The following is a 22415-nucleotide window of genomic DNA, read 5'->3' on the forward strand; positions in this document are numbered from 1 at the left end:
CGGAACACTCCGGGGCCACCCTCTTATCCCTCGATAGCAAACACCAACGTCACTGAGCTGCTGAGCGATACTTCACCAGCGGCAACCGGCACGCTGTCACTGGCCACACGCGCCATTTCAAGCATCTGACGCGGGCGACCACCGCCGTTTTCATTGATCGTCATCACATCGCCCAACCGGACACCGGCAGCCGTGGCAAGTTGTTCGGCCTTTGCGATTGCATTTTCGACAGCCAGTTTGCGCGCTTCAATGACCAGCGGTTCCGGATCCTGAACTGAGAACCGCAACCCATTGAATTCATTTGCACCATCCTGAATTACCGCATCCAAAACCCCGCCCAGAGAGGGCAAATCGCGCACCCGAACCGAAACCGTGTTGCTGGCGACAAAGCCTGTGATCTTGCGGACGCGGGCACCCGAATTGGTCTGGTTCGACCAGACCGGGTTCAACGACAAATTTTGGGTTTGCACGTCGCGCGGTTCGACCCCTAGCTTGGCCAACCGGTCCAACATTTTGGCCACAGAGTCCGAAGTGGCCTGCATTGCGTCGCCCGCCACAGGCCCTTCGTGCGTGACCCCCAAGGTGATCGTCGCCATGTCCGGGGCAGTTTCGACGTGGCCTTGGCCTGTTACTGTGATCCGGCGGGCGTTTTCGTCTGCAGATGCGGCTCCGACCAGAGCCAGAACCACCGCTGCAGCGGCAAGAATTTGATGTCGCACGAATTTTCTCCTCTTGATTGACGCTAACATGGGGACCCGGCTCGCAACTCGGCAAGATGCTGCCATGTGTTTTTCTTTTCCTCGGCGAAGTCCTGCTTTAAAGTCGTAGTGTGGGCCCCAGATGCCTGCGGGTTGGGATTGATGGTACTGCCAGAATATGAAGCCAGCATTTGCGCTTTCACTCTCGTTTGAGGGCATTTCTCTGTTGCATCGCGCCAGAGACGGGTGGCGTGCCGTAGGTGAGGTTCCGCTGGATGCGGAAGATCTGCCCGGCGCCCTGGCAGATCTGCGCGATAAGGCCAGCCGACTTGAACCCGGCGCGTGGCACAGCAAAATCATCATTCCAAATGACCAGATCCGGTATTTGAGCGTCGAGACCGGACCACTTCAGGGCGATGCCCGCAAAGGCCGGGTTGAGGCTGAGCTGGAAAATGCAACGCCGTATCCCCTGAGCGATCTGGTCTACGACTTGTCTGTCGAAGGTAATGTGACCCATGTAGCCGCCATCGCTCGCGAGACTCTGGACGAAGCCGAAGCCTTTGCCATCGAACATGCGTTCAATCCGGTCAGCTTTGTTGCGATACCCATAGGCCCTGAATTCATTGGCGAGCCACATTTCGGACAGTCGGCACATGCCGCGTCGCTGGATGGCATTGATCATGTCACGCCCGACGGCGATCCTGTCGCTGTTATCGGCCCTGCGCGGATACCGGAAAAGGCCCCTGTGCCAAGGCCCGAGCCTGAACCCCCAAAAGCCCCGGACCCCGAACCGCTGGCTGAGGTCGACGATCCAGACCCCGAACCTGCAGACCCCGTCCCCGGTTTTTCAAGCCGGCGCAGCAAACCGGGAACCGGCGCCCCGTCTTTGACGGGCGCAACCCGTGACGTACCGCCATCGCCCGGTCACCCCACGCCGCCACCGAATGCGCCGACTGATCCGCCAAAGCCAGAGATCTCGGTGGCCGCCCCTGCTCTGGACCTGCCGCCCGTACCAGACGACACCCCGGCCCCTGCTTCCAAGGGCAACTTTCTGAGCCGACGCAAAGCGGCCAAAGCAACGCCCGACCCTGACGAAGGCGCAACAACGCAGGCGTCCCCTGAACCTTTGCCGTTCAAAGCGGCAAATCAGGATGCGGCGGACCCTGAGACCGAAACCGAACGCATGACGGTTTTCGGCGCGCGTGAAAGCCAGAAAACCCGGGGCAAGCCGAGATACCTTGGTTTGATGCTGACCGTCGCGTTGCTGTTTTTCCTGGCCATCGTCGCGGCATGGGCTGCGATTTTCCTGGAAGACGGGGTAACCGGCCTGTTTCGTGGCACGCCCGAACCGACCGAGCTTGCCACTCGCCTGCCTGACCCAACACAGCCGTCGAACCAAGACGATGCAGTCCCGGTTGCGCCGCAACCTGCCAAATCAACTGCACCTGTGCCCGCAACTCCGCCCTTGGCCAGTACACCAGCGCCGCAAGCCCCCGAAACCGCCCGGACCACGTCACCTGAAGTGGACAGCGCGACTGCCGATCAGCGCCCGGAACAGGTCAGCGTCCCATCTCTACCGACATTGTCTGACACCGATACCGCCGTTTTGGACGCCCTGCGGCCTGATCTGGCAGGACAACCGGCGGATAACGAAACGTCGCAGCCCCTGACGCAGGCTGAGGCGGCAACTTCTGAGGCGCGCTATGCCGCGACCGGAATTTGGCCCAATGCACCGGTTGTTCCCGAAGCGCCGTACATTATCGATCTGAACGACGTCTATCTTGCCTCGATCGACAGGACTGATCTGTCTCAGGACGCGGTGGCACTACCGCCACAGTCGTTTTTAGAGACGGACGACCCTCTGAATTCAGTGACCTCGCCTGCGGCGGCTGGAACTGCGGCAGCCGTTAATCCGCGCGGGCTTGTCGAACCAACTCCGGAAGGCGCGATGACTCCGGATGGCGTCATCGTTTATCTTGGACGTCCCGATGTGGTTCCACCCCAGACTCCGGTTCGGTTTGAAACCACGCCAGAAACCAGCGATGTGCGCGAAGATTACCTTGCCGCGCTGCGCCCGCGCCTGCGGCCCGACGAACTGGTTGAACTGAACGAACGCGCCAATCTAGGCGGCAAGAGCCGGGATGAACTGGCGGGTCTGCGCCCGAAACTGCGTCCTAAAACTGCCAAGCAAATCGCCGAAGAAGATGAAACGCCTACGGCGCAGGCTGTCGTTGTGTCTCGGACGCCGAAAGCACGCCCCCGCAACTTCGCCGCCTTGGTCAAGAAGGCCAAACCAAGTCCGACTGTGGCCACAGCACCTTCGACAACAACAACTGCGGCGGCCGCAGCAAGTGCGGCCAGTACCGCAAACATAGACAACAGCAGCACTGGGTCCACCCGAACGGGTCGCACAGGCGGCAGCAATGTCAGCGGCGGCGCAGTCAAACCCGCAGCACCCTCCCCGGCTTCGGTGGCACGGCAAGCCACGCTGAAGAATTCGATCAACCTGCAGCGTCTGAACCTGATTGGCGTCTACGGCACGCCTTCGAACCGACGCGCCCTGATCCGCCTGCCCAGCGGGCGCTATAAGAAGGTCAAGGTTGGCGACCTTGTCGACGGTGGCCGTGTGATTGCCATCGGCGAAAGCGACCTGCGGTATGAAAAGGGCAGCCGCAGCATGACCCTGAAAATGCCAAGCGGCTGATCATCATCACGCGACGGGTTCGGGCGCTACGTGCGGTCCATCACCCCCGCTGCAACGAAACTCTAATTACCAACCATATCCAAGCCCGCGAGGCATAGCCTCGCCCTGCGCGCCAGCGCCTATAGATCGAATGCGCCGCAGGCGCTCCTTTGGATCACGCCCCCTTCCCAAAAAAACGGCGCTGGAAACTCCAGCGCCGCTTTCAGGTTCAGATTTGTTTCGATCAGTACGTCACGATCTCTGGCCCCATGAACGTGTTGGGCAGGAACGTGGACAGCCAAGGGATATACGTCACCATGATCAGGAACACGAACAACACGGCCAGAAACGGCAGGGCCGCACGAACAACGCTCATCATTGGCATGCCAGCCACGCCCGAGGTCACAAACAGGTTCAGACCCACGGGCGGTGTGATCATTCCGATCTCCATGTTCACCACCATGATGATGCCAAGATGGATCGGGTCGATACCCAGTTGAATGGCAATCGGGAAAACAAGCGGTGCGACGATAACCAAAAGCCCGGATGGTTCCATGAACTGACCGCCAATCAGCAGGATGACGTTCACGACAATCAGGAACATGATCGGACCAAACCCAGCCGACAGCATGGCATTGGCGATGGTCTGTGGCACCTGCTCATCGGTCAGCACATGCTTCAGGATCAGCGCATTGGCGATAACGAACAGCAACGTCACCGTCAGCTTGCCCGCCTCAAACAGCGTTTGCTTTGTGTCGGGATGGAAGAACGCCGTGATCAGAGTGTACGGTCGTTTCAAAAGCGACTTGTTTGGCGCATCGCCCTCGGTGGCAAGCGGCCCCATGTCCTTGTAGACAAAACTTGCGATCAGGAAAGCATAGACCGCAGCCACGGCGGCCGCTTCTGTCGGGGTGAAAATCCCGCCATAGATGCCGCCCAGAATGATCACGATCAGGAACAGCCCCCAACCCGCTTCGCGGCCCGAGGTCAGGATTTCGCCCCAACCGTTCCAGTCGCCTTTTGGCAGGTTCTTGACCTTGGCCATGACGTAGATGGTGACCATCAGCATAAGCCCCGCCATCAGACCGGGGATCACGCCCGCAAGGAACATCCGGCCCACCGACACTTCGACGGCTGCGGCATAGACCACCATTACAATCGACGGCGGGATCAGAATGCCCAGCGTGCCCGCGTTACAGATCACGCCAGCGGCAAATTCACGTGTATATCCAACCTGGCGCATGCCAGTGATCACGATAGACCCGATGGCAACCACAGTGGCGGGCGAAGACCCCGACAACGCGGCAAACAGCATACATGCAAACACGCCCGCAATGGCCAGTCCGCCGGGCAGATGCCCCACGCAAGCGATCGAAAACCGGATGATCCGGCGCGCCACGCCACCCGTGGTCATGAAAGACGAGGCGAGAATGAAGAATGGGATCGCCAGAAGGGTAAAATGCCCCTCAAACGCCTCGAACAAGGTTCCCGCAACCGACGCCAGAGAACTGTCGGAATAAATCAACAGGAAGATGGTAGAGCTGAGACCCAGCGACACCGCAATCGGAACCCCGATCAGCAGCAGGCCGATGACCATGCCAAAAAGAAAAACGACGTCCATCAGTCATGCGCCCCCTGCTGCGCGCGAACTTCTTCCAGTTCGTCTTCGACCTCGTGGCTGGCCACGATACGGTCGATCTGGTTGCGCGAGATCTGAATGGCGACCTGCACAAAACGGTAGACCAGTAGCAGCATCGACACCGGCAGCACCACATAGGGCACGACCTTGGGCAGTTTTTCGTAGGCTTCACCATAGTTGATGGCGTCTTCCAGCCATCGGAACAGGCCAACCATCGGCACATCCTGAACTTCGTAAAAGCTCTGGCTGCGGGCCTTCATGTCGAACCCAGTAGGAAACCAGCGCCCCGAGGTCGGCGGCAGATCTGCAAACACCGCCCAGTAGTCATACGCGCCCTTAAGCATCAGTAGCGAAAACGCCAAACAGCAAGCGACCGAGATAATCGCCAGAACCTTGCGTGGCCCCGGGGCCAGCATGTTCAGAATGGCGTCTACACCCAGATGCGCGTGTTTTTTGACTGCATAGGATGCGCCGAGAAGCACCAGCCAGGCGAACATGAACACGGTCAGCTCAAGCGCCCAAAGAATGTTGGAATTAAAGACGAAACGCGCAATCACATTTGCAAACGTGACTACGGTCATCAGACCCAGAAGGACCGCGATTATGGTCTCCTCGATCTGGTCGACGACCCCGGCAAAGCCGGATTGCGTGCCAGACATGGCTCTGCCCCCACGAATTCAGGTTTTATTGGAAAATGGCGGGCCCTCCCCAATGAGGCCCGCCAAAGTTGCGGCGCATATCTGTACGATATGCGCCGCAAAAGTACCGGTTTACATACCGGCGTTGATGGCTTGTGCGGCGTCGATCTTGTCCTGACCAACGTCACCGGCAAACTTATCCCAAACGGGCTTCATCGTGTCGACCCACTCCTGGCGCTGATCTGCGTCCAAGGTGCGGATCGTGCCGCCTGCCTCCAGGATCAGTTTCTTCGCGCCTTCGTTGACGGCAAAGGCCTCTTTGTTGCGAGCCTCGGTCACTTCAGACAGGATCGTGGTGAACTGGTCACGCACATCGGCGTCCAGGCTATCCAGCCAGTCGACACTGGTCACGACCAGATAGTCGATGATGCCGTGGTTAGTTTCAGTCACGCCGTCCTGCACTTCAAAGAACTTCTTTCCGTAAATGTTGGACCAGGTGTTTTCCTGACCGTCCACAACACCCTGCTGCAGCGCGCCATAGACTTCAGAAAAGGCCATTTTCTGAGGCGAGCCACCGATGGCTTCCATTTGGGCGACCAGAACGTCCGAGGACTGCACGCGGAACTTCAGTCCGTTTGCGTCGGTCGGAGAAATCAGCGGCTTGTTGGCCGACATCTGCTTCATGCCATTGTGCCAGAACGCCAGCCCCTGCAGGCCGCGGCGCTGCATGCTGTCCAGCATTGCCTGACCGTCAGCCGACGCCTGAAACGCATCGACGGCGTCAATGTTCTTGAACATGAACGGAAGGTCAAAAAGGCGGAACTGCTTGGTGAACTTTTCGAACTTCGACAGTGACGGTGCGGCCAATTGAACGTCGCCCTGAAGCATCGCTTCCAGCACTTTGTTGTCGTTGTATAGCGTGGAGTTCGGGAAGACCTCCATGCACATGGTGCCGTTCATTTCATCGTTCACACGCTGTTCCAGCAGCGACGCGGCAATCCCCTTCGGGTGCTTGTCGGTGTTGGTAACGTGCGCAAATTTGACGACGATTTCACCGTCGTCGCAGGCTGCAAATCCTGTTGTGGCGGTGACGGCAAGCGCCAGAGCAGTGGCGGCAGTGGTCAGGAATTTCATCGGTATCTCCTCCCGATTAGTGAGTGTCCCTTCGGGGCGGTAAAACCCCTCCGCATCAAGGGTCGATGCGTTGCGGGCAGTGAACCGAATCGAATCGTTTCGCTCAACGGTTTGTCACAATCGAATCAACTTTTGATAAATTTAAGCAAAATCAATAATATACAGAGCAACTCTCACAAAGAGTCTACGGACTGGAACCAGAGTGTGCGAAATTTCGCACAGTATCGAGAGCCGATTGTGCGGGATTCCGCACAATTCGTCAGCGACGGTAGTCCTCGGGGCGAATCCCATAGCGGGTCAGTTTGTCGTAGAACGTCTTGCGCGGCAGTTTCAGATCCTGCGCGGCAGCACTGGCCCGGCCGTTTTGCCGCCCCAGCGCCGCAACCAACAACGACCGCTCGACCTGTGCCATCTGCTCGGTCAGCCCCAGTCCGGCGGTCTTGCTTGCCTCTTCAGGCATCCCCAACACAAAGCGCATCGCCGCTGACATCAGTGATCTGGCATTTCCGGGCCAGTTCTGTGCCATCAGCGCGGCGGCGTGATCCGGCGACACCTGTGGCGCCGGTATCCCTGCCTGCTCGGCGGCCTGCGCCACGTAGTGGCGAAAGAGCACCGGGATATCCTGCGGCCGTTCGCTAAGCGACGGGATACGAACCCGCATGACGTCCAGCCGATAGAACAGGTCAGCATTGAACGACCCACGCGCAACACGTTCGGCCAGATCGACGGTCGAACCGGCGATCACCCGAACCCCGGCTCCCCGCTCCAACCGCTCCATCACCGCGTACTGAGTGGCTTCGGGCATGGCCGCGACTTCGTCCAGAAACAGCGAGCCGCCCGCTGCCAGCCCGCACACCGCATCAAACTCGGCAGCGTCCAGACTGGCCGACGGCCGCTTGACGAATGGACCACGTCCGACCGATGACATCAGATGGACGACTTCGGCCACTTTTGAGATTCCGACCCCTGGAGCCCCGATCACCAGAACTTCGGCCCCGGTTCCCGCAACGCTGCGCACCCGGGTGCGCAGTTCATCGGCCTGGGGCGAGGTTCCGAACAACATCCGCGCCGCCGGATCACCACTTTCGAGCTGCAGCTTCAACCGACGATTTTCAAGAACAAGCGCCCGGGTTTTCCCGGCGCGTTCGATCACAGCCAGCAAATCGCTGGCCGCACAGGGTTTTTCAAGGAAATCGAACGCACCTTGCCCCATTGCGCGTACCGCCATCGGTATGTCGCCTTCCCCGGTCAGCAAGATCACCGGAAGCTCCTTATCGATGCCTTGCGTGTAATCCAGCAGATGAAACCCATCCCGCCCCGGCATCCTGATATCCGAAACGATGACCCCGTCGAACTCAGGCGTGATGTGATCTTTGGCAACCACGAACGACCCAGCAGTGATTGTATCAAGATCCGCCAGTTCCAGCGTCTGCCCCAAGGCTTCGCGCACCGCCGCATCGTCGTCGACCAGAAGCACCTTGCAAGTCATGCAGCTTCTTCCCTCTGAAAGTATTCAAGTTCGACCGTGAACAAGGCGCCATTGCCACCTGTGTCCACACCCCGAATGTTGCCGCCAAAACTCTGGACCAGCCCATAGGAAATCGACAGGCCCAGCCCCATGCCTTCGGAACTGCCGACTGGCTTTGTCGAATAGAACGGCTCGAATATCTTTTCGGGGTATGCGATCCCCGGGCCGATATCGCGCACGGTGACGGTCAGACGATCCTCGGTATGAACCCTGATCTCGATCCGCTTTTCGGCCTGCCCGGTCATCGCATCAGCCGCATTGTTGATCAGGTTAACGAAGACCTGCACCAGCCTGACCTCTCCCCCCCACGCCATGACCGGCGCGCTCGGCGGAGCCCAGTCCAGCGCCACGCCTTCGCCCCGCAACCGCACTCCGGTCAGTTCGACCGCCGTGTTGATGACCTGAACCAGATCAACCTTGCTCATCGGTTCGCTTTCATTGCGGGCAAAGGCACGCAGATTTTTGATGATGCGCGCCGCACGCGCGGCAAGTTCAGCAATCCGGCCAAGGTTTTCCCGGGCCTTGTCGGTCTGGTCACGTTCCAGAAACGCCATACCATTGTCTGCAAACTGCCGAATTGCCATCAGGGGTTGGTTGAGCTCGTGGCTGATCCCAGCACTCATCTGGCCCAGCGCGCTAAGTTTTCCCGCCTGCACCAGATCGGCCTGCGCCTGTTTCAATGCCGCCTCGGCCTCTTCGCGTTCTGCCACTTCGCGACGCAACTGCGTGTTGGTGGCCGATAGCGCCTGCGTGCGCGCCTCAACCCGGCTTTCCAGAACTGCATTGGCCTGCGCCAACGCGCGCCGCCGTTCGGTGGCCATAAACAGCATCGCTCCAAACGCAAGACAGATCGCCGCCATGGCAGCGGCCTGCAACCCCGCAAGGCGACGGGCCGGGGCCACATCCAACAGTACTTCGCCTGTCATCCCGATGACCGGCAGATCGCGCACCATGTGCAAGGCCCGCCTTGGCAGATAAGGACCCCAATTCAGATCCCAGATTTCATGCCCACCAACCCGGCTGGATCGAAACGCCAGACGAGGTCCGTCAGGGACTTCCAGACCAACAGCCCCGGCAGGTCGCGACCAGAACAAGATCTCGGATCGGTTCGAAATAAAGACTTCGCCACGCGCATCCATGAAAAATACAGCCGGTGTGCTGCCGCGCCATGTCTGTTCGACGTCTTCGACATCGGCCACCATAATCACTGCGCCCCGTACGCGCCCGTCGACAGAAAAGGCAGGGGCCGCATAAAAATACGCCCGCCGTTCCTGCGGCCCGACCAGCCCGTGGCCAGCCCCAAGCGCGCCTTGCATCGCGCGCTGGAAATAGGGTTCAGCGCTCAGATTTGATCCGATCTCGCCCCGCGCCGCTGCCAGGATGTTTCCATCAGGCGCTACAAAGGCCACATCCAGCGCTCCGGTTTTGTCTGCAATTTCAAGCAGCAACGCCTGCGCCGCCATACGCCGCATGGGATAGGACAGTTCAGTCAATCCCGGATGATCAGCGGTCAGCACAGCAAGCTCCTGATAGACCTGCAGTTGCGTGCTGAGACGGTCACTGGCCAACGCCAGATCGGCTTCGGCCCGCTGGGCCAACTGGTCCAGTGCCTGCAGGTATCCGTATCGCCAGACTCCGGTTGCAAGCAGCGAGACAGCCAACAGAAAAGCAAGAATGATGTTACGGCGTGATAGGTTCATGACCGCCAACCTAACAAAGCAGGGCTTGCATTGACCAGACGCCCCGGCAACGCTGCGGCAGATGATGACACTGCACCAATCTCCAACCGATCCGGATTTCGTTCAGAACCCCTATCCAGTCTACGCCGCGGCGCGTGAACAAGGTGCTTTGCACTATTGGAGCGACTATGACATGCCTGCGGCGTTTGACCATGAAACTGTGCATGCCTTGTTGCGGGACCGCCGGTTTGGCCGCGAAATTCCCGCCGAACTGGCAGAACCCGGACCAGTGCATCTTGCCCCGTTTCTGGCGGTCGAGTCCAATTCGCTTCTGGATGCCGAGCCACCCCGTCACACGCGTTTGCGCGCTCTGGTCCTGCGGGCATTCACCTCCCGGGCCATTGGGGCGATGGCGCAGGATATCAAAGGTTTGTGCCATGGATTGATCGACGCTTTCCCCGATCAGGACTTTGATGTTCTTGAAACCTATTGCACCCGAATCCCGGTAATCACGATATGCCGTTTGTTGGGCGTGCCAGAAAACATGTCAGCCGAGTTATTGAATTGGTCTCACGCCATGGTCGCCATGTATCAGGCCAACCGAACCCGAGACACTGAAGAGGCGGCGGCGCGCGCTGCCACAGAATTCACTGTCTTCCTGCGCGATTACATCGACCACCGCCGTGCAGCCCCCCGCGATGATCTGATCACCCGGCTGATCGCCGCTGAAGAAGCCGGAGAGAAGTTGTCGACCGACGAATTGATCGGCACCTGTATCCTGTTGCTGAATGCCGGACACGAGGCGACGGTGCATAGTTTGGGAAATGGTATCAAAACCTTACTCGAAACCGGAAGCGGGCCAGAATGCCTTGCCCCGAACCGGATCGACGGAACTGTTGCAGAGATCCTGCGGTATGATCCGCCCCTGCATATGTTCACGCGCTATGCCTATGAAACTGTCACAGTTCACAATCACATGTTTCAGCGCGGAGATCAGGTGGCTTTGCTCCTTGGTGCCGCCAACCGCGATCCTGCCATCTGGACGCATCCAGACCGGTTCGACCCGTTCCGACCCGTTCTGACGAACACAAGTTTTGGCGGCGGATTACATTTCTGCGTTGGTGCCCCCTTGGCACGGCTTGAAATGCAGATCGCGTTGCCGATCCTGTTGCAGCGTTGCCCGCTCCTTCGCCTTGCAGAGCGGCCAATCTATGCAAACAGTTACCATTTCCACGGTCTGACGCAGTTGATAGTCCGTCGCTGACAGCGGGTTAGCCCATTGAGCGAAGTGGAGCGCGCGCCCTAATCCAAGGGTAATTGAAACAAGAAAGAAGCAAAAAGGCATTCTCTGCTTCTTTCTTGTTTCAAATACCCAAAGTCCTACGGATCCATTGGCAGCATCGTTGTGGACTTTATCTCTTCCATCGACAAAAGCGCCGTGACGTTGTGCACCCGCACCTCTGAGATCAGCGCCTGATAAAACGCGTCATAGGCGCGCGCGTTCTTGACCCGAACTTTCAGAATGTAATCGATATCGCCCGCCAAACGGTGGGCTTCCTGCACCTCGGGATGATCGCGCAATGCCTTCAGAAAGGCCGCCTGCCACTCAGCCTCGTGTTCCGAGGTTCGGATCAGGACAAAAAAAGTTGCCTCGAACCCCAACGCTTCCGCATCCAGGATCACGGTCTGCTGGCCGATCACACCGGCCTCGCGCAGCTTCTTGATGCGATTCCAGACCGGGGTCTTGGAACTGCCGACCCGACCGGCAATTTCGTCCAATGACTGGCTGGCATCCCTTTGAAGCTCTGCCAGGATTTTCCGATCCGTGGCGTCGATCCGTACGGACATTCCTTATTCTCCTTGTTTCGCGGACTACCGGTTCCATGCCCGCTGAACTTTGGAACGCACGTCCTTATTCACCGCAGCATATGGCGCATTACCGGGAATATTTCCTATATTTGAACTCAAGTCAAACCCGGACCGAACTCGATGGAGGAGCGCCCATGCCACGCCCATTTTCGCCCAAGGTCGTCACCGCAAACGATCTGTTGGAAGGTGATGTGATTTATCTCACCGCCGATGACAGCTGGACCCGTCGCCTGACACTGGCCGAGCTGATCACCGACGAAGCGCACGCGCAATTGCGCCTGTTGTTTGCTGAACAGCAGCGCGCTCAGGTTGTCGGTGCCTATCTGGCAGATATGGCAGACAGCCCAGATGGCCCCAGGCCAGTGCACTTCCGTGAAGATTTTCGCCGCACCGGACCGTCAAATTATGCCCATGGCAAGCAGGAAAGCCGCGCTCATGTATAAATATTCTGAATTTGACACCGCATTCCTTGCCGAGCGCAACGCCCAGTTTCGCGCCCAGGTCGAGCGCCGCATTGACGGCTCACTGACCGAGGATGAGTTCAAACCCCTTCGCCTGATGAACGGTGTCTATCTTCAACTGCATGCCTACATGCTGCGTGTGGCGATCCCCTATGGCACACTGAACTCTGCGCAAATGCGGCAGTTGGCGGTGCTGGCCGAGACATGGGACAAGGGCTATGGCCATTTCACCACGCGCCAGAACATCCAGTATAACTGGCCAAAACTGAATGACATTCCTGACATGCTGGATGCATTGGCCAAGGTTGGCCTGCATGCGATCCAGACTTCGGGCAACACCATTCGCAATGTGACGGCAGACCATTTTGCCGGTGCTGCCGCTGACGAAATCGCCGATCCGCGCCCCGTGGCGGAATTGATCCGGCAATGGTCAACGGACCATCCGGAATTTCAGTTTCTCGGGCGCAAGTTCAAGATCGCCATTACCGGCAGCGACAATGACCGCGCCGTGATCAAGGCGCATGACATCGGTTTGCAGATCGTTGAGCAGGGTGGCGAAGAAGGCGTGCGGGTCATTGTTGGCGGCGGTCTGGGCCGGACGCCTATGATTGGCAAAGTGCTACGTGATTTCCTGCCCAAGGCCGATCTGTTGCCGTATCTGGAGTCTGTTCTGTCCGTCTACAATCTGTTGGGCCGACGCGATAACAAATACAAGGCCCGGATCAAGATCACTGTGCATGAAAATGGCATCGACGACATCCGCAACCGGGTTGAACGCCAGTTTGCGCAGATCAAGCCGCTGTTTTCAGGCGTCGATCAGGATATTCTGGCCGGGATCGAGGAGGCGTTTGCCCCGCCTGCCCTGCGGCAGACTTCAGCGCGTGCATTCGAAGCCGCCTATACCAATGATCCGGTGTTTCGCAGCTGGGCGGATACCAATCTGACGCCCCATCGTGATCCAGGCCATGCCATCGTGACCATCAGCCTCAAAGCGCATGGCGCAACTCCGGGCGATGCCAGCGCCAGCCAGATGCGGGTGATGGCAGATCTGGCCGAACGGTACGCCTATGACGAACTGCGTATCAGTCACGAACAGAACGTTATCCTGCCGCATGTGGCCAAGGCCGATCTTCCGGCGCTGCACGCGGCGCTGAAAGAGGCTGAACTGGGCACGGCCAATGTGGGCCTGATCAGCGATATCATCGCCTGTCCCGGTATGGATTACTGCGCGCTGGCAACGGCCCGCTCGATCCCGATCGCACAAGAGATTGCGACCCGGTTTGATGAGTTGAAGCTGGAGCATGAGATTGGTGAGCTGAAAATCAAGATTTCAGGCTGCATCAACGCGTGCGGACATCACCATGTCGGTCACATCGGCATCCTTGGTCTGGATCGGGCTGGCGTTGAGAACTATCAGATCACGCTGGGCGGCGATGGCGGCACAGATGCCACCATTGGCGAACGCGCAGGTCCCGGGTTTTCGGCGGAAGAGATCGTTCCGGCCATCGAACGACTGGTCTATGCCTATCTCGATCTGCGTGACGGAGGCGATGAGCACTTCCTTCAGACCTATCGCCGGTTGGGGCTGGCTCCGTTCAAAGCCGCTCTTTACCCCGACCATCAGCGCGAAAAGGCGGCCTGATCCGATGTTGGATTCATCCGCCTTGGCAATAAAGGCTGACAGGCTGAACACCCGGTACAAGCATCACAGTGCAACCTCGGTCATGCAGGGTGCGTTGCAGGATGCGGGCAACATCGCGCTTGTGTCCAGCTTTGGGGCCGAATCGGTCGTGTTGCTGCATATGACAGCCGTGATCGACAAGATGACGCCGGTGATCTTCATCGACACCCAGATGCTGTTCACCGAAACCTTGGTCTATCAGACCGAGGTCTGTGAACGTCTGGGCCTGAAGAATGTCCACATCATCCAGGCTGCAGAACAGGATGTCGCACAGGAAGACCCCACTGGCGCACTACACCTGCGCGATACCGATGCCTGCTGTGCCTTGCGCAAGATCCGCCCGCTTGAAAATGCTCTGGCCGGATATGATGGCTGGATCACCGGGCGCAAGCGGTTCCAATCGGGCACCCGCGCCGCGCTCGACTTCTTTGAGGTTGAAGACCGCGCCCCCCGTCTGAAAGTGAACCCACTGGCCCACTGGGCGCCAGACGATGTGCGCGCCTACATGGAAGAAAACCGCCTGCCACGGCATCCGCTGGTGGCCAAAGGGTACCCCTCGATTGGGTGCTCCCCCTGCACATCCGCCGTCAGACCCGGCGAAGATCCCCGCGCCGGACGCTGGCGCGAACAGACAAAGGAAGAATGCGGCATTCATTTTGAGAATGGCAAATTCGTCCGCACAGGAGCATCAGCATGACCACAATCGTCACCGACGCGGGCTTTGGCCCCGACACCGAAACCGGAACATGGCTGGATCTGGCCTCGGACACGGACCCGGCAGGCTTGAGCTTCCAGTTGGACGGGGTGACCCAGATCCGGATCGCGTTTCCAAGCTTTGCCGATGGGCGCGGGTTTTCGATTGCCCGCCGGTTGCGCCTGATGGGCTTTGAGGGCCGCTTGCGGGCTCAAGGCCATGTTCTGGCCGACCAATATGCGATGGCGCGCCGCAGCGGCTTTGACGACATCGAAATCGACGATGACATGGCTGCTCGCCAACCCGAAGATCAGTGGCTGGCCCGTGCTGAGTGGCACGCGCACAACTACCAGGCGCGCCTGCGCGGATAGCCGAAATCCCCCGTCTGGGCCGCTCTGGCCCAACCGACTTGCCAGACGCAGTTGTATTTCCCTGCGTCTGGCCCCTTCACCTGACCTAAATCAAAGATTAATCAGAGGTACCGGTTTACCCAACCGGTCAATGAGCCCCGATGACAGAGATGACCCCCGTGACAGAAGCAACCGCCAAAAAGGCCCCCACCCTGCCCGATGCCCAGACCATCACACAGGTCAAACATTGGACAGACAATCTGTTTTCCTTCCGCGTAAGCCGTCCGCAATCTTTGCGTTTCCGGTCCGGCGAATTTGTCATGATCGGCCTGCTGGGCGACAATGGCAAACCGTTGCTGCGGGCGTATTCGATTGCGTCGCCGTCCTGGGATGAAGAACTGGAGTTCTATTCCATCAAGGTACAGGATGGTCCGCTGACCTCAAAGCTGCAGCACATCCAGCCGGGTGATGGCATTATCTTGCGTCCCAAGCCGGTTGGCACGCTGGTTCATGACGCGCTGCTGCCGGGGAAACGGATCTGGTTCTTTGCCACTGGAACCGGGTTTGCCCCCTTCGCGTCGCTTTTACGCGACCCTGAAACCTATGAGAAGTTCGACGAGGTCGTCATCACACATACCTGTCGGGATGTGGCCGAGCTGGAGTATGGCAAACAACTGATCGAAAATCTGAAGTCCGATGAACTGATGCAAGAGCTGATCGGGGAAGAGCACCTGAACAAAATCCGCTACTATCCGACGACCACCCGCGAAGAGAGCCTCAAGATGGGCCGCATCACCACCCTGCTGACCGATGGCACCGTGTTCAAGGATCTTGGAATTGCTCCGATCAACGTCGAAACTGATCGCGCAATGGTATGCGGGTCGCTAGCCTTCAACCTTGATATCAAGAAGATTCTCGAAGATTTCGGTCTTACCGAGGGCGCAAATTCTGACCCGCGCGAGTTCGTGATCGAAAAAGCGTTTGTCGGCTAGGTATCAGGCCCAGCCCAGAAGCAAAGAAAGCGCCCCAATTCGGGGCGCTTTCTTATGGTCGTATCAGTTGCCTGTGCCCAGGACCGAATTCGCAGCGTCAGTTGCCGCATCCGTGGCCGCGTCGGTTGCTGCATCAGTCACCGCCTGCGTTGCCGCGTCGGTTGCCGCATCAGTCACGGCCTGAGTGGCAGCATCCGTGGCCGCATCAGTCACAGCTTGTGTTGCCGCATCCGTGGCTGCGTCAGTCGCCGCATCTGTCACGGCTTGCGTTGCCGCATCGGTGGCTGCGTCGGTCGCCGCATCCGTCACGGCTTGCGTTGCCGCATCGGTGGCTGCGTCGGTTGCAGCATCCGTGGCTGCGTCGGTTGCCGCATCCGTCACCGCTTGCGTTGCAGCATCGGTGGCTGTGTCGGTTGCCGCATCAGTCACCGCTTGCGTGGCCGCGTCAGTTACGGATTCGGTTGCAGCATCCACAGCCGCGCTTGCAGCATTGCTGACGCTGTCTGCCACGGACTCGCCCGCAGTCAAAGCTTCTGTCGCAGCCTGCGTCGCAGCTTCGGCGGCTGCATCAACAGCTTCGCCTGCGGCTTCGACAGCCTGAGCAGCCGTGTCGGAGGCGCTCTCAACAGCGTCTGACGCGGACTCAGCCGCGCCTTCTACCACTTCTTTCGCTTCATCGACGGCCTCTGACGCAGCTTCAGTTGCCGCATCAACGGCGTCTTCGGCTGTTTCCACAGCCGCGTCTTTTACGGCTTCGGCTGCTTCGGTGGTTGCGTCCACGGCCGCTTCAACGGCTTCTTTCGCTTCTTCCTGGGCCGTTTCGGCCTCGCTTTGAGGCACGTCTGCCTGCTGCTGTGACGTGTACCAGACATATCCGCTTGCAGCTGCCGCCGCGATCACGATCAATACCAGGATATTTTTCATCTTTTTGGTTTCTCCGGAAAAATGCGCCGTATCAGCGCTGCCGATGCGGACATGAGGATTTGTAAGGCGCACCGCAAGGGGAAATCAGGTTGGGTTCTCTCCTTTGATCGCAGACATTCTTTCAAAACCGTGGGGATAGAAGAAAATGGCACCAAAACGTATAATCAGCACAACGCGGCGACAAATACTGAGCCCGACCTATCCGGCCTGAGGCAGCACAATCGATTCTGTCCAGCCTGTCCCCGGACGGCTCTCTCATGGCTTGATAATTCTGTCATCGATCCTGATGTTGGGCCTTGGTTGATGCCCGAAAGCCAGCATCCGACAAAAAACCGTCTTGCGGATGCTTTTTTGCCGGGGGAAACTTGACGGCTGCGCGTAACAGTTGCTTGAAACACACCCGTGCCCGGTCTACTGTCCGGGCTGAATTTTACGGCAATTATCAAAGGAATGATACAATAGCCCGCAGACCTCATAACGCACCGCCGCAACGTGATACCGGCCCCCGCGTAAACGAAAAGATCCGCTCAAACGAGATCCGCCTGATTGGTGCGGAAGGCGAGAACCTCGGAGTTGTGACTCCGCGCAGGGCCATGGAGCTCGCCGAAGAGGTTGGTCTGGATCTGGTCGAGATCTCGCCAAATGCGAACCCGCCCGTTTGTAAGATCATGGACTTCGGCAAGTTCAAATATGAACAGCAGAAGCGTGAGAGCGAAGCGCGCAAAAAGCAGAAGATCATCGAGGTCAAGGAAGTCAAATTCCGTCCGAACACCGACACGCATGACTATGAGGTCAAAATGCGGAACGTGTTTAAGTTCCTCGAAAACGGCGACAAGGTGAAAGTCACCCTGCGATTCCGCGGTCGTGAGATGGCGCACCAGAACCTGGGCCGTGAACTGCTGGAACGCGTCGCGGTAGACACTCAGGAAGTCGGCAAGGTCGAAAACATGCCGAAGATGGAGGGCCGTCAGATGATCATGATGATCGGCCCGCTTCCGCAGAAGTAAGTCGACTCGGCAACCACAACGATCCGACCGCCCCGACCTTAAAAAGGCCGGGGCGTTTTCGTTTTTGGGATACCCGGGTCGCGACCAAACGGCCAACGCGCCAATCGGCACGCATTTTACCGCCACTTAATCTCTTGCATCTAAAACCGCTGGCAGATCATCACAGGCGGAGCACGAGAATGCAGCAGAGAAACTCGGACCCTATCGATGCAGGTTCAAATTCCCAGACAAGTGACCAAGATTTCATTTCCAGCCTTCTATACACACTTGCTCTGGTGGAAAGTCCGACCGAAGAGGCATTCGACAAGTTCACACGTTTGGTGACAAGGGCGCTCGACGTCCCGGTCGCTCTCGTTTCTTTTGTTGAAGAAGAGCGGGACCGCCAAGTGTTCAAAAGCCAGATTGGTCTGGATCCGGCATGGGCTGAACTGGGCGAAACGCCGCTTTCACATTCCTTCTGCCAATATGTGAAACGAGACAATCGTCCTCTTATCATCGAAGACGCCCCGTCGGACTCGCGGGTTTGTGGAAACCTTGCCATCCCCGAACTCGGCGTACGGGCGTATCTCGGATTTCCTGTCCACGGTCCAAACGGGCGCCCTTTGGGTGCACTATGCGCCATCAATACAGTGTCACACCATTGGTGCACAGAAGATGTCTCAATCATGAAAGATCTGGCCTCTTGCGTCACGGATCAGATCAACCTTCGCGCAGCGTTGTGCCAGTCGCACGGGCTGGAAGAAAAACGCTTCGCAGGCTGCTTCCAATCCAGGTGAGAGCCTTGCCGCTTTTCAACGCCCTGCCCGATCACAAATTGATCCGCCTCAGCAAGGTCGCACCTGTGCCGCAAAACGGGACCACCAGATCCCTCTGACAGATCGTCCGTTTGGATAAAAACAGGGTCCGCTCGGGCAGCCCGGTCGTCTTGCAGTCCTGTCATTCGATGGGGGGATGAATGTCCAGTCTCCTCTCTCCGACGTATTTTTTCTTGACCCAGACATGTTCTGAGCGCGAACATGAGCAGGCGCGCGGCGTTTCCAAGACTTTTAAGCCCATTTTCTGAACACTTTTGTTGATCGCCGCCCGTTTCTGGGAGGAAAATCATGAACCTTAGACCCGATCCAACGTTCTATCCGTCCGCCAAAGATGCGGCTGCGGGCCCTGTCGAGACTTTGGCCTTTACCCTTTTGCTCAGCCCCGACGGGTCAAAACCTGACGGGCTTGCCGTGGTCGATGTCGACCCGACTTCTGCAGATTTTGGCAAAATCGTCAGCACATTATTCATGCCTTACAAAGGCGACGAGTTTCACCATTTTGGCTGGAACGCCTGTTCTTCGGCGCTGTCTCCGCTGACTGGCCACGCCTTTTTGGAACGCCGCTATCTGATCATTCCAGGCATTCGGTCGTCGCGAATCTATGTGATTGACGTGAAAGATCCGCGCGATCCGAAGATCCACAAGATCATCGAACCTGAAGAGGTTTTCGCCAAAACCGGGTATTCTCGTCCGCACACGATCCATTGCGGACCGGAAGGCATCTATGTCTCAACCCTTGGCGGAGGCGGCGTCGATGGAACGGACGGGCCTCCGGGTATCTTCATCCTTGATTGTGAAAGCTTCGAAATTCTGGGCCGCTATGAGATGGACCGGGGCGCGCAGGATAAGCACTATGATTTCTGGTGGAACCTGCCACGCGATTACATGATCAGTTCAGAATGGGGGCTACCGCCTCAATTCGAGAACGGCATCGTCGCCGAAGATCTGCTCAGTAACAAATATGGCCACAGCATTCATTTCTGGGACCTGCGCGGTCGCAAGGTTGTGCAGACCATCGATCTGGGCGCAAATCACCAGATGGCGCTGGAAATCCGCCCGGCACATGACCCTGCCAAACAGCATGGGTTCTGCGGTGTCGTGGTCGATACATCCAATCTTCAGGGTGCGATCTTTACCTGGTGGCAGAAAGACGACGGAACCTTCGAGGCCAAGAAAACCATCACCATCGACCCTCAACCGGCAGATGCCGACGACCTGCCCGATCTGTTGAAAGGCTTTGGCGCGACACCGCCGCTGGTGACCGACATTGATCTCAGCCTTGATGACCGCCATCTGTATGTCGCCTGTTGGGGAACCGGAGAAATGCATCAGTACGATGTGTCCGATCCCATGAATCCAAAACTATCAGGCAAGGTCGACATCGGTGGCATCGTCAAAAAAACCGCGCATCCGAACGGCAAGGCCTTTGGATACGGCCCGCAGATGGTCGAAATCAGTCGCGACAGCAAACGCGTCTATTGGACCAATTCGCTGTATTCGACGTGGGACGACCAGTTCTATCCCGGCGAACGCGGCGCGGCGATGGTTCTGGCCCATGTCGGCGAAGACGGCGGGCTGACGCTGGACGAAAACTTCTGGGTAGAATTCCCCGAGGGCTACCGCTCTCATCAGATCCGGCTGGAGGGCGGCGACTGTTCGACCGACAGCTTCTGCTATCCCAATGTCTGATCTGAAGTGCTCAGCGTGACAACTACGGCCGGCCTGTGGCTGGCCGTAGTCCTCAGTGGTCTCTACCACGGCATAAACCCCGGAATGGGTTGGCCGCTTGCTGTGTCGTCCGCCATGATGGAGCGCCGCGAAACGGCCTTGTTCAGGGCCCTCGGCGCATTGGCGATTGGCCATTTCGCGGCGATGCTTGTGATCCTGGTACCGTTTTCGCTGATGACAGCACTTGTTACCTATGAACGGCCCATCCGGATCGGAGGTGGCCTCCTTGTGGCAGGTCTGGGCGTGTACCTGTTGATCACCCGCCGTCACCCACGCTTTCTGTCGCGCATCCCGCCATCACAACTGGCGCTATGGTCTTTCCTTGTCGCAATCGTGCACGGCGCGGCATTGATGCTGGTGCCAATCTATCTAGGCCTCTGTGCCGCCGAAGACCTAGATTCGGGCCACCGTGCCGCCCAGGATCTGATGGCCCGCAACGCCACACTCCTTGGCGCGGTCGCCCTCACCCATACAGCCGCAATGATCGTTTCCGGGGGCACGCTGGCCTATGCAGTCCACCGCTGGCTTGGGCTAAGCTTTCTTCGCAAAACCTGGTTCGATCTGGAGGCCGTATGGGCCACCAGTCTTGTCATCGTCGGAGGATTGGGCATCGCCTCAGCCTTGTGACCGGATCGGTCAGGCCTTGGTTGCTGGCGTCCACGCCTTGGTGCTCATCTCAACCAGTTTTCCGGTTTCATCCGTATACCGGTCGATCGCGGTTTGAAAAAACTCGGCCTGAACCTTGTGCAACTCGCTCATGTCCTTGCAGTGCAACAACCTGTGCTGCAACTCTACATCCTTTTCGACCCGATCCGCAAAGAACTGAAGCACTTCGCTGCCCAGATCGCTCATCCGCTCGACCCAGTCGGTTCCCATCCAGTTCATCGATCCAAAGCCCATTTTCTGCAATTGGGCCATGGCGTCGGTTACAGCCTTGGTGGCGTCTTCAGTGGTCTTGGACGATTTCGTCATGTCAGTCTCCTTTTTTTCGTTTGTTGAAGAATAACACGCCCTGCGTCGCCCCACATTGACGCGGGTCAAAACGCAAAAAAGGCGCCCGGCTTTTGGGGGCGCCTTTTACTTGTCGTTTGATCAGTTTCAGCCTGCTGCGGTAACCGCCCGCTTGGTCATGACACCCACCAGATGTGCCCGGTATTCTTTGGTGCCGTGCAGATCGCCGATCATATTCGCCGGGGCGACTTTAAGGTCCATAAGCGCATCTGGCCGAAACTCCTTGTTCAGGGCCTCCTCAGCTTCGCTCCAGCGGAACACACCTTCTTCGGATGCGCCCGTGACCGCGACCCGAACGCCATCGGCGTATTTCGCAACGAACACGCCAACCAGCGCAAAACGCGATGCTGGCTGCAGGAACTTCTGATAGTTCGCCGCCTGCGGGATCGGGAACTTCACTGCGGTGATAATCTCACCTTCGTTCAGAGCCGTGGTGAACATGCCCTGGAAATAGTCATCCGCCGCGATCTCACGCGTGTTGGTGACGATGGTCGCGCCAGATGCCAATGCTGCCGACGGATAGCAGGCCGATGGATCGTTATTGGCCAGCGATCCTCCGATTGTACCACGGTTACGCACGGCCGGGTCACCGATATGGCTCGCCAGATCCGCCAGCGCCGGATAGGCACCAGCCTCGGCCGCAACGGTACCATGCGTGGTGCCGCCACCAATGGTCAGAACGCCGCCATCAGCGCTCACGCCCTTCATGTCGGCGATACCGCTCAGACTGACCAGCTTAGACGGGCTGGCCAGACGCTGCTTCATGGTCGGCAGCAAAGTCTGTCCGCCGCCCAGCGCCTGTGCATCTTCCTCACCCAGCGCCGATACGGCCTCGGCTACGGTCGAGGGTTTCACGAACTCGAAATTATACATCTCGTCTCTCC

General features: G+C 58.3%; 21 protein-coding genes. 11 read left to right on the plus strand and 10 right to left on the minus strand.

Going from position 1 to position 22415, the window contains the following annotated elements; translation table 11 throughout:
• Positions 1 to 23: 23 nt before the first annotated feature.
• The gene (locus FOY56_RS01415; RefSeq protein ID WP_246139387.1) at positions 24 to 719 is read right to left on the minus strand and encodes an SIMPL domain-containing protein; all 696 of its coding nucleotides are present in this window, start codon (positions 717 to 719) and stop codon (positions 24 to 26) included.
• Positions 720 to 876: 157 nt separating this feature from the next.
• On the opposite strand from FOY56_RS01415, the gene FOY56_RS01420 reads away from it, so the two are divergent.
• On the plus strand, positions 877 to 3402 hold the full coding sequence (locus FOY56_RS01420; RefSeq protein WP_146344006.1) for a hypothetical protein: 2526 nt from the start codon (positions 877 to 879) through the stop codon (positions 3400 to 3402).
• Positions 3403 to 3625: 223 nt separating this feature from the next.
• Here the strand turns inward: FOY56_RS01420 and FOY56_RS01425 are convergent, their stop codons facing one another.
• From FOY56_RS01425 to FOY56_RS01445, 5 genes are all read right to left on the minus strand, one after another.
• The gene (locus tag FOY56_RS01425; RefSeq protein WP_146344007.1) at positions 3626 to 5002 is read right to left on the minus strand and encodes a TRAP transporter large permease; all 1377 of its coding nucleotides are present in this window, start codon (positions 5000 to 5002) and stop codon (positions 3626 to 3628) included.
• Complete coding sequence (locus FOY56_RS01430; protein ID WP_146344008.1) at positions 5002 to 5679, minus strand: TRAP transporter small permease; 678 nt, start codon at positions 5677 to 5679, stop codon at positions 5002 to 5004. The genes FOY56_RS01425 and FOY56_RS01430 overlap by 1 nt, the downstream gene beginning before the upstream one ends.
• Before the next feature lie 111 nt (positions 5680 to 5790).
• Complete coding sequence (locus FOY56_RS01435; protein ID WP_146344009.1) at positions 5791 to 6792, minus strand: DctP family TRAP transporter solute-binding subunit; 1002 nt, start codon at positions 6790 to 6792, stop codon at positions 5791 to 5793.
• Between the two features lie 259 nt (positions 6793 to 7051).
• Entirely contained in the window at positions 7052 to 8281 is a 1230-nt protein-coding gene (locus tag FOY56_RS01440; protein ID WP_146344010.1) for a sigma-54-dependent transcriptional regulator, read from the minus strand.
• The gene (locus tag FOY56_RS01445) at positions 8278 to 10020 is read right to left on the minus strand and encodes a sensor histidine kinase (RefSeq protein WP_146344011.1); all 1743 of its coding nucleotides are present in this window, start codon (positions 10018 to 10020) and stop codon (positions 8278 to 8280) included. Before FOY56_RS01445 ends, FOY56_RS01440 begins: the two co-directional genes overlap by 4 nt.
• Before the next feature lie 61 nt (positions 10021 to 10081).
• Between FOY56_RS01445 and FOY56_RS01450 the strand changes: the two genes are divergently transcribed.
• Positions 10082 to 11263: a cytochrome P450 gene (locus FOY56_RS01450; protein ID WP_146344012.1), complete on the plus strand. Its 1182-nt coding sequence runs from the start codon at positions 10082 to 10084 to the stop codon at positions 11261 to 11263.
• Between the two features lie 116 nt (positions 11264 to 11379).
• Here FOY56_RS01450 and FOY56_RS01455 read toward each other — a convergent pair whose 3' ends face one another.
• A complete protein-coding gene (locus tag FOY56_RS01455; protein WP_146344013.1) occupies positions 11380 to 11847 on the minus strand; it encodes an Lrp/AsnC family transcriptional regulator in 468 nt (155 codons plus the stop codon).
• 155 nt (positions 11848 to 12002) lie between these two features.
• On the opposite strand from FOY56_RS01455, the gene FOY56_RS01460 reads away from it, so the two are divergent.
• The 5 genes from FOY56_RS01460 (at position 12003) to FOY56_RS01480 (ending at position 16046) form a co-directional block, all read left to right on the plus strand.
• Entirely contained in the window at positions 12003 to 12311 is a 309-nt protein-coding gene (locus tag FOY56_RS01460; protein WP_146344014.1) for a DUF2849 domain-containing protein, read from the plus strand.
• Positions 12304 to 13971 carry a nitrite/sulfite reductase gene (locus FOY56_RS01465; RefSeq protein ID WP_146344015.1) on the plus strand — a complete coding sequence of 556 codons (1668 nt, stop codon included), beginning with the start codon at positions 12304 to 12306 and terminating at the stop codon, positions 13969 to 13971. Before FOY56_RS01460 ends, FOY56_RS01465 begins: the two co-directional genes overlap by 8 nt.
• Before the next feature lie 4 nt (positions 13972 to 13975).
• On the plus strand, positions 13976 to 14707 hold the full coding sequence (locus tag FOY56_RS01470; RefSeq protein ID WP_146344016.1) for a phosphoadenylyl-sulfate reductase: 732 nt from the start codon (positions 13976 to 13978) through the stop codon (positions 14705 to 14707).
• Positions 14704 to 15075 carry a DUF934 domain-containing protein gene (locus FOY56_RS01475; protein WP_146344017.1) on the plus strand — a complete coding sequence of 124 codons (372 nt, stop codon included), beginning with the start codon at positions 14704 to 14706 and terminating at the stop codon, positions 15073 to 15075. The genes FOY56_RS01470 and FOY56_RS01475 overlap by 4 nt, the downstream gene beginning before the upstream one ends.
• A gap of 140 nt (positions 15076 to 15215) precedes the next feature.
• A complete protein-coding gene (locus FOY56_RS01480; protein ID WP_146344018.1) occupies positions 15216 to 16046 on the plus strand; it encodes a ferredoxin--NADP reductase in 831 nt (276 codons plus the stop codon).
• A gap of 63 nt (positions 16047 to 16109) precedes the next feature.
• On the opposite strand, the gene FOY56_RS01485 is transcribed toward FOY56_RS01480, so the two are convergent.
• Complete coding sequence (locus tag FOY56_RS01485) at positions 16110 to 16970, minus strand: translation initiation factor 3 (protein ID WP_146344019.1); 861 nt, start codon at positions 16968 to 16970, stop codon at positions 16110 to 16112.
• Positions 16971 to 17359: 389 nt separating this feature from the next.
• On the opposite strand from FOY56_RS01485, the gene infC reads away from it, so the two are divergent.
• The 4 genes from infC (at position 17360) to FOY56_RS01505 (ending at position 21147) form a co-directional block, all read left to right on the plus strand.
• Entirely contained in the window at positions 17360 to 17977 is a 618-nt protein-coding gene (gene infC / locus FOY56_RS01490) for a translation initiation factor IF-3 (protein ID WP_186766216.1), read from the plus strand.
• Positions 17978 to 18156: 179 nt separating this feature from the next.
• Positions 18157 to 18753, plus strand: a complete 597-nt coding sequence (locus FOY56_RS01495) for a GAF domain-containing protein (RefSeq protein ID WP_146344020.1) — start codon at positions 18157 to 18159, stop codon at positions 18751 to 18753.
• 327 nt (positions 18754 to 19080) lie between these two features.
• Entirely contained in the window at positions 19081 to 20481 is a 1401-nt protein-coding gene (locus FOY56_RS01500) for a selenium-binding protein SBP56-related protein (protein ID WP_146344021.1), read from the plus strand.
• A gap of 15 nt (positions 20482 to 20496) precedes the next feature.
• Positions 20497 to 21147 carry a hypothetical protein gene (locus FOY56_RS01505; protein WP_222434951.1) on the plus strand — a complete coding sequence of 217 codons (651 nt, stop codon included), beginning with the start codon at positions 20497 to 20499 and terminating at the stop codon, positions 21145 to 21147.
• Positions 21148 to 21156: 9 nt separating this feature from the next.
• Here the strand turns inward: FOY56_RS01505 and FOY56_RS01510 are convergent, their stop codons facing one another.
• Positions 21157 to 21492 carry a phasin family protein gene (locus FOY56_RS01510; RefSeq protein WP_146344023.1) on the minus strand — a complete coding sequence of 112 codons (336 nt, stop codon included), beginning with the start codon at positions 21490 to 21492 and terminating at the stop codon, positions 21157 to 21159.
• 126 nt (positions 21493 to 21618) lie between these two features.
• The gene (locus tag FOY56_RS01515; protein WP_146344024.1) at positions 21619 to 22404 is read right to left on the minus strand and encodes an FAD binding domain-containing protein; all 786 of its coding nucleotides are present in this window, start codon (positions 22402 to 22404) and stop codon (positions 21619 to 21621) included.
• Positions 22405 to 22415: the final 11 nt, after the last annotated feature.

Source organism: Falsiphaeobacter marinintestinus (assembly GCF_007923355.1).
In the GTDB taxonomy this organism is placed as follows: Bacteria; Pseudomonadota; Alphaproteobacteria; order Rhodobacterales; family Rhodobacteraceae; genus Phaeobacter_A; species Phaeobacter_A marinintestinus.

Coding starts and splice junctions, on each gene's coding strand:
- FOY56_RS01420 (WP_146344006.1), top strand. CDS start 877: ATGAAGCCAGCATTTGCGCTTTCACTCTCGTTTGAGGGCATTTCTCTG.
- FOY56_RS01425 (WP_146344007.1), bottom strand. CDS start 5,002: ATGGACGTCGTTTTTCTTTTTGGCATGGTCATCGGCCTGCTGCTGATC.
- FOY56_RS01430 (WP_146344008.1), bottom strand. CDS start 5,679: ATGTCTGGCACGCAATCCGGCTTTGCCGGGGTCGTCGACCAGATCGAG.
- FOY56_RS01435 (WP_146344009.1), bottom strand. CDS start 6,792: ATGAAATTCCTGACCACTGCCGCCACTGCTCTGGCGCTTGCCGTCACC.
- FOY56_RS01440 (WP_146344010.1), bottom strand. CDS start 8,281: ATGACTTGCAAGGTGCTTCTGGTCGACGACGATGCGGCGGTGCGCGAA.
- FOY56_RS01445 (WP_146344011.1), bottom strand. CDS start 10,020: ATGAACCTATCACGCCGTAACATCATTCTTGCTTTTCTGTTGGCTGTC.
- FOY56_RS01450 (WP_146344012.1), top strand. CDS start 10,082: ATGATGACACTGCACCAATCTCCAACCGATCCGGATTTCGTTCAGAAC.
- FOY56_RS01455 (WP_146344013.1), bottom strand. CDS start 11,847: ATGTCCGTACGGATCGACGCCACGGATCGGAAAATCCTGGCAGAGCTT.
- FOY56_RS01460 (WP_146344014.1), top strand. CDS start 12,003: ATGCCACGCCCATTTTCGCCCAAGGTCGTCACCGCAAACGATCTGTTG.
- FOY56_RS01465 (WP_146344015.1), top strand. CDS start 12,304: ATGTATAAATATTCTGAATTTGACACCGCATTCCTTGCCGAGCGCAAC.
- FOY56_RS01470 (WP_146344016.1), top strand. CDS start 13,976: ATGTTGGATTCATCCGCCTTGGCAATAAAGGCTGACAGGCTGAACACC.
- FOY56_RS01475 (WP_146344017.1), top strand. CDS start 14,704: ATGACCACAATCGTCACCGACGCGGGCTTTGGCCCCGACACCGAAACC.
- FOY56_RS01480 (WP_146344018.1), top strand. CDS start 15,216: ATGACAGAGATGACCCCCGTGACAGAAGCAACCGCCAAAAAGGCCCCC.
- FOY56_RS01485 (WP_146344019.1), bottom strand. CDS start 16,970: ATGAAAAATATCCTGGTATTGATCGTGATCGCGGCGGCAGCTGCAAGC.
- FOY56_RS01495 (WP_146344020.1), top strand. CDS start 18,157: ATGCAGCAGAGAAACTCGGACCCTATCGATGCAGGTTCAAATTCCCAG.
- FOY56_RS01500 (WP_146344021.1), top strand. CDS start 19,081: ATGAACCTTAGACCCGATCCAACGTTCTATCCGTCCGCCAAAGATGCG.
- FOY56_RS01510 (WP_146344023.1), bottom strand. CDS start 21,492: ATGACGAAATCGTCCAAGACCACTGAAGACGCCACCAAGGCTGTAACC.
- FOY56_RS01515 (WP_146344024.1), bottom strand. CDS start 22,404: ATGTATAATTTCGAGTTCGTGAAACCCTCGACCGTAGCCGAGGCCGTA.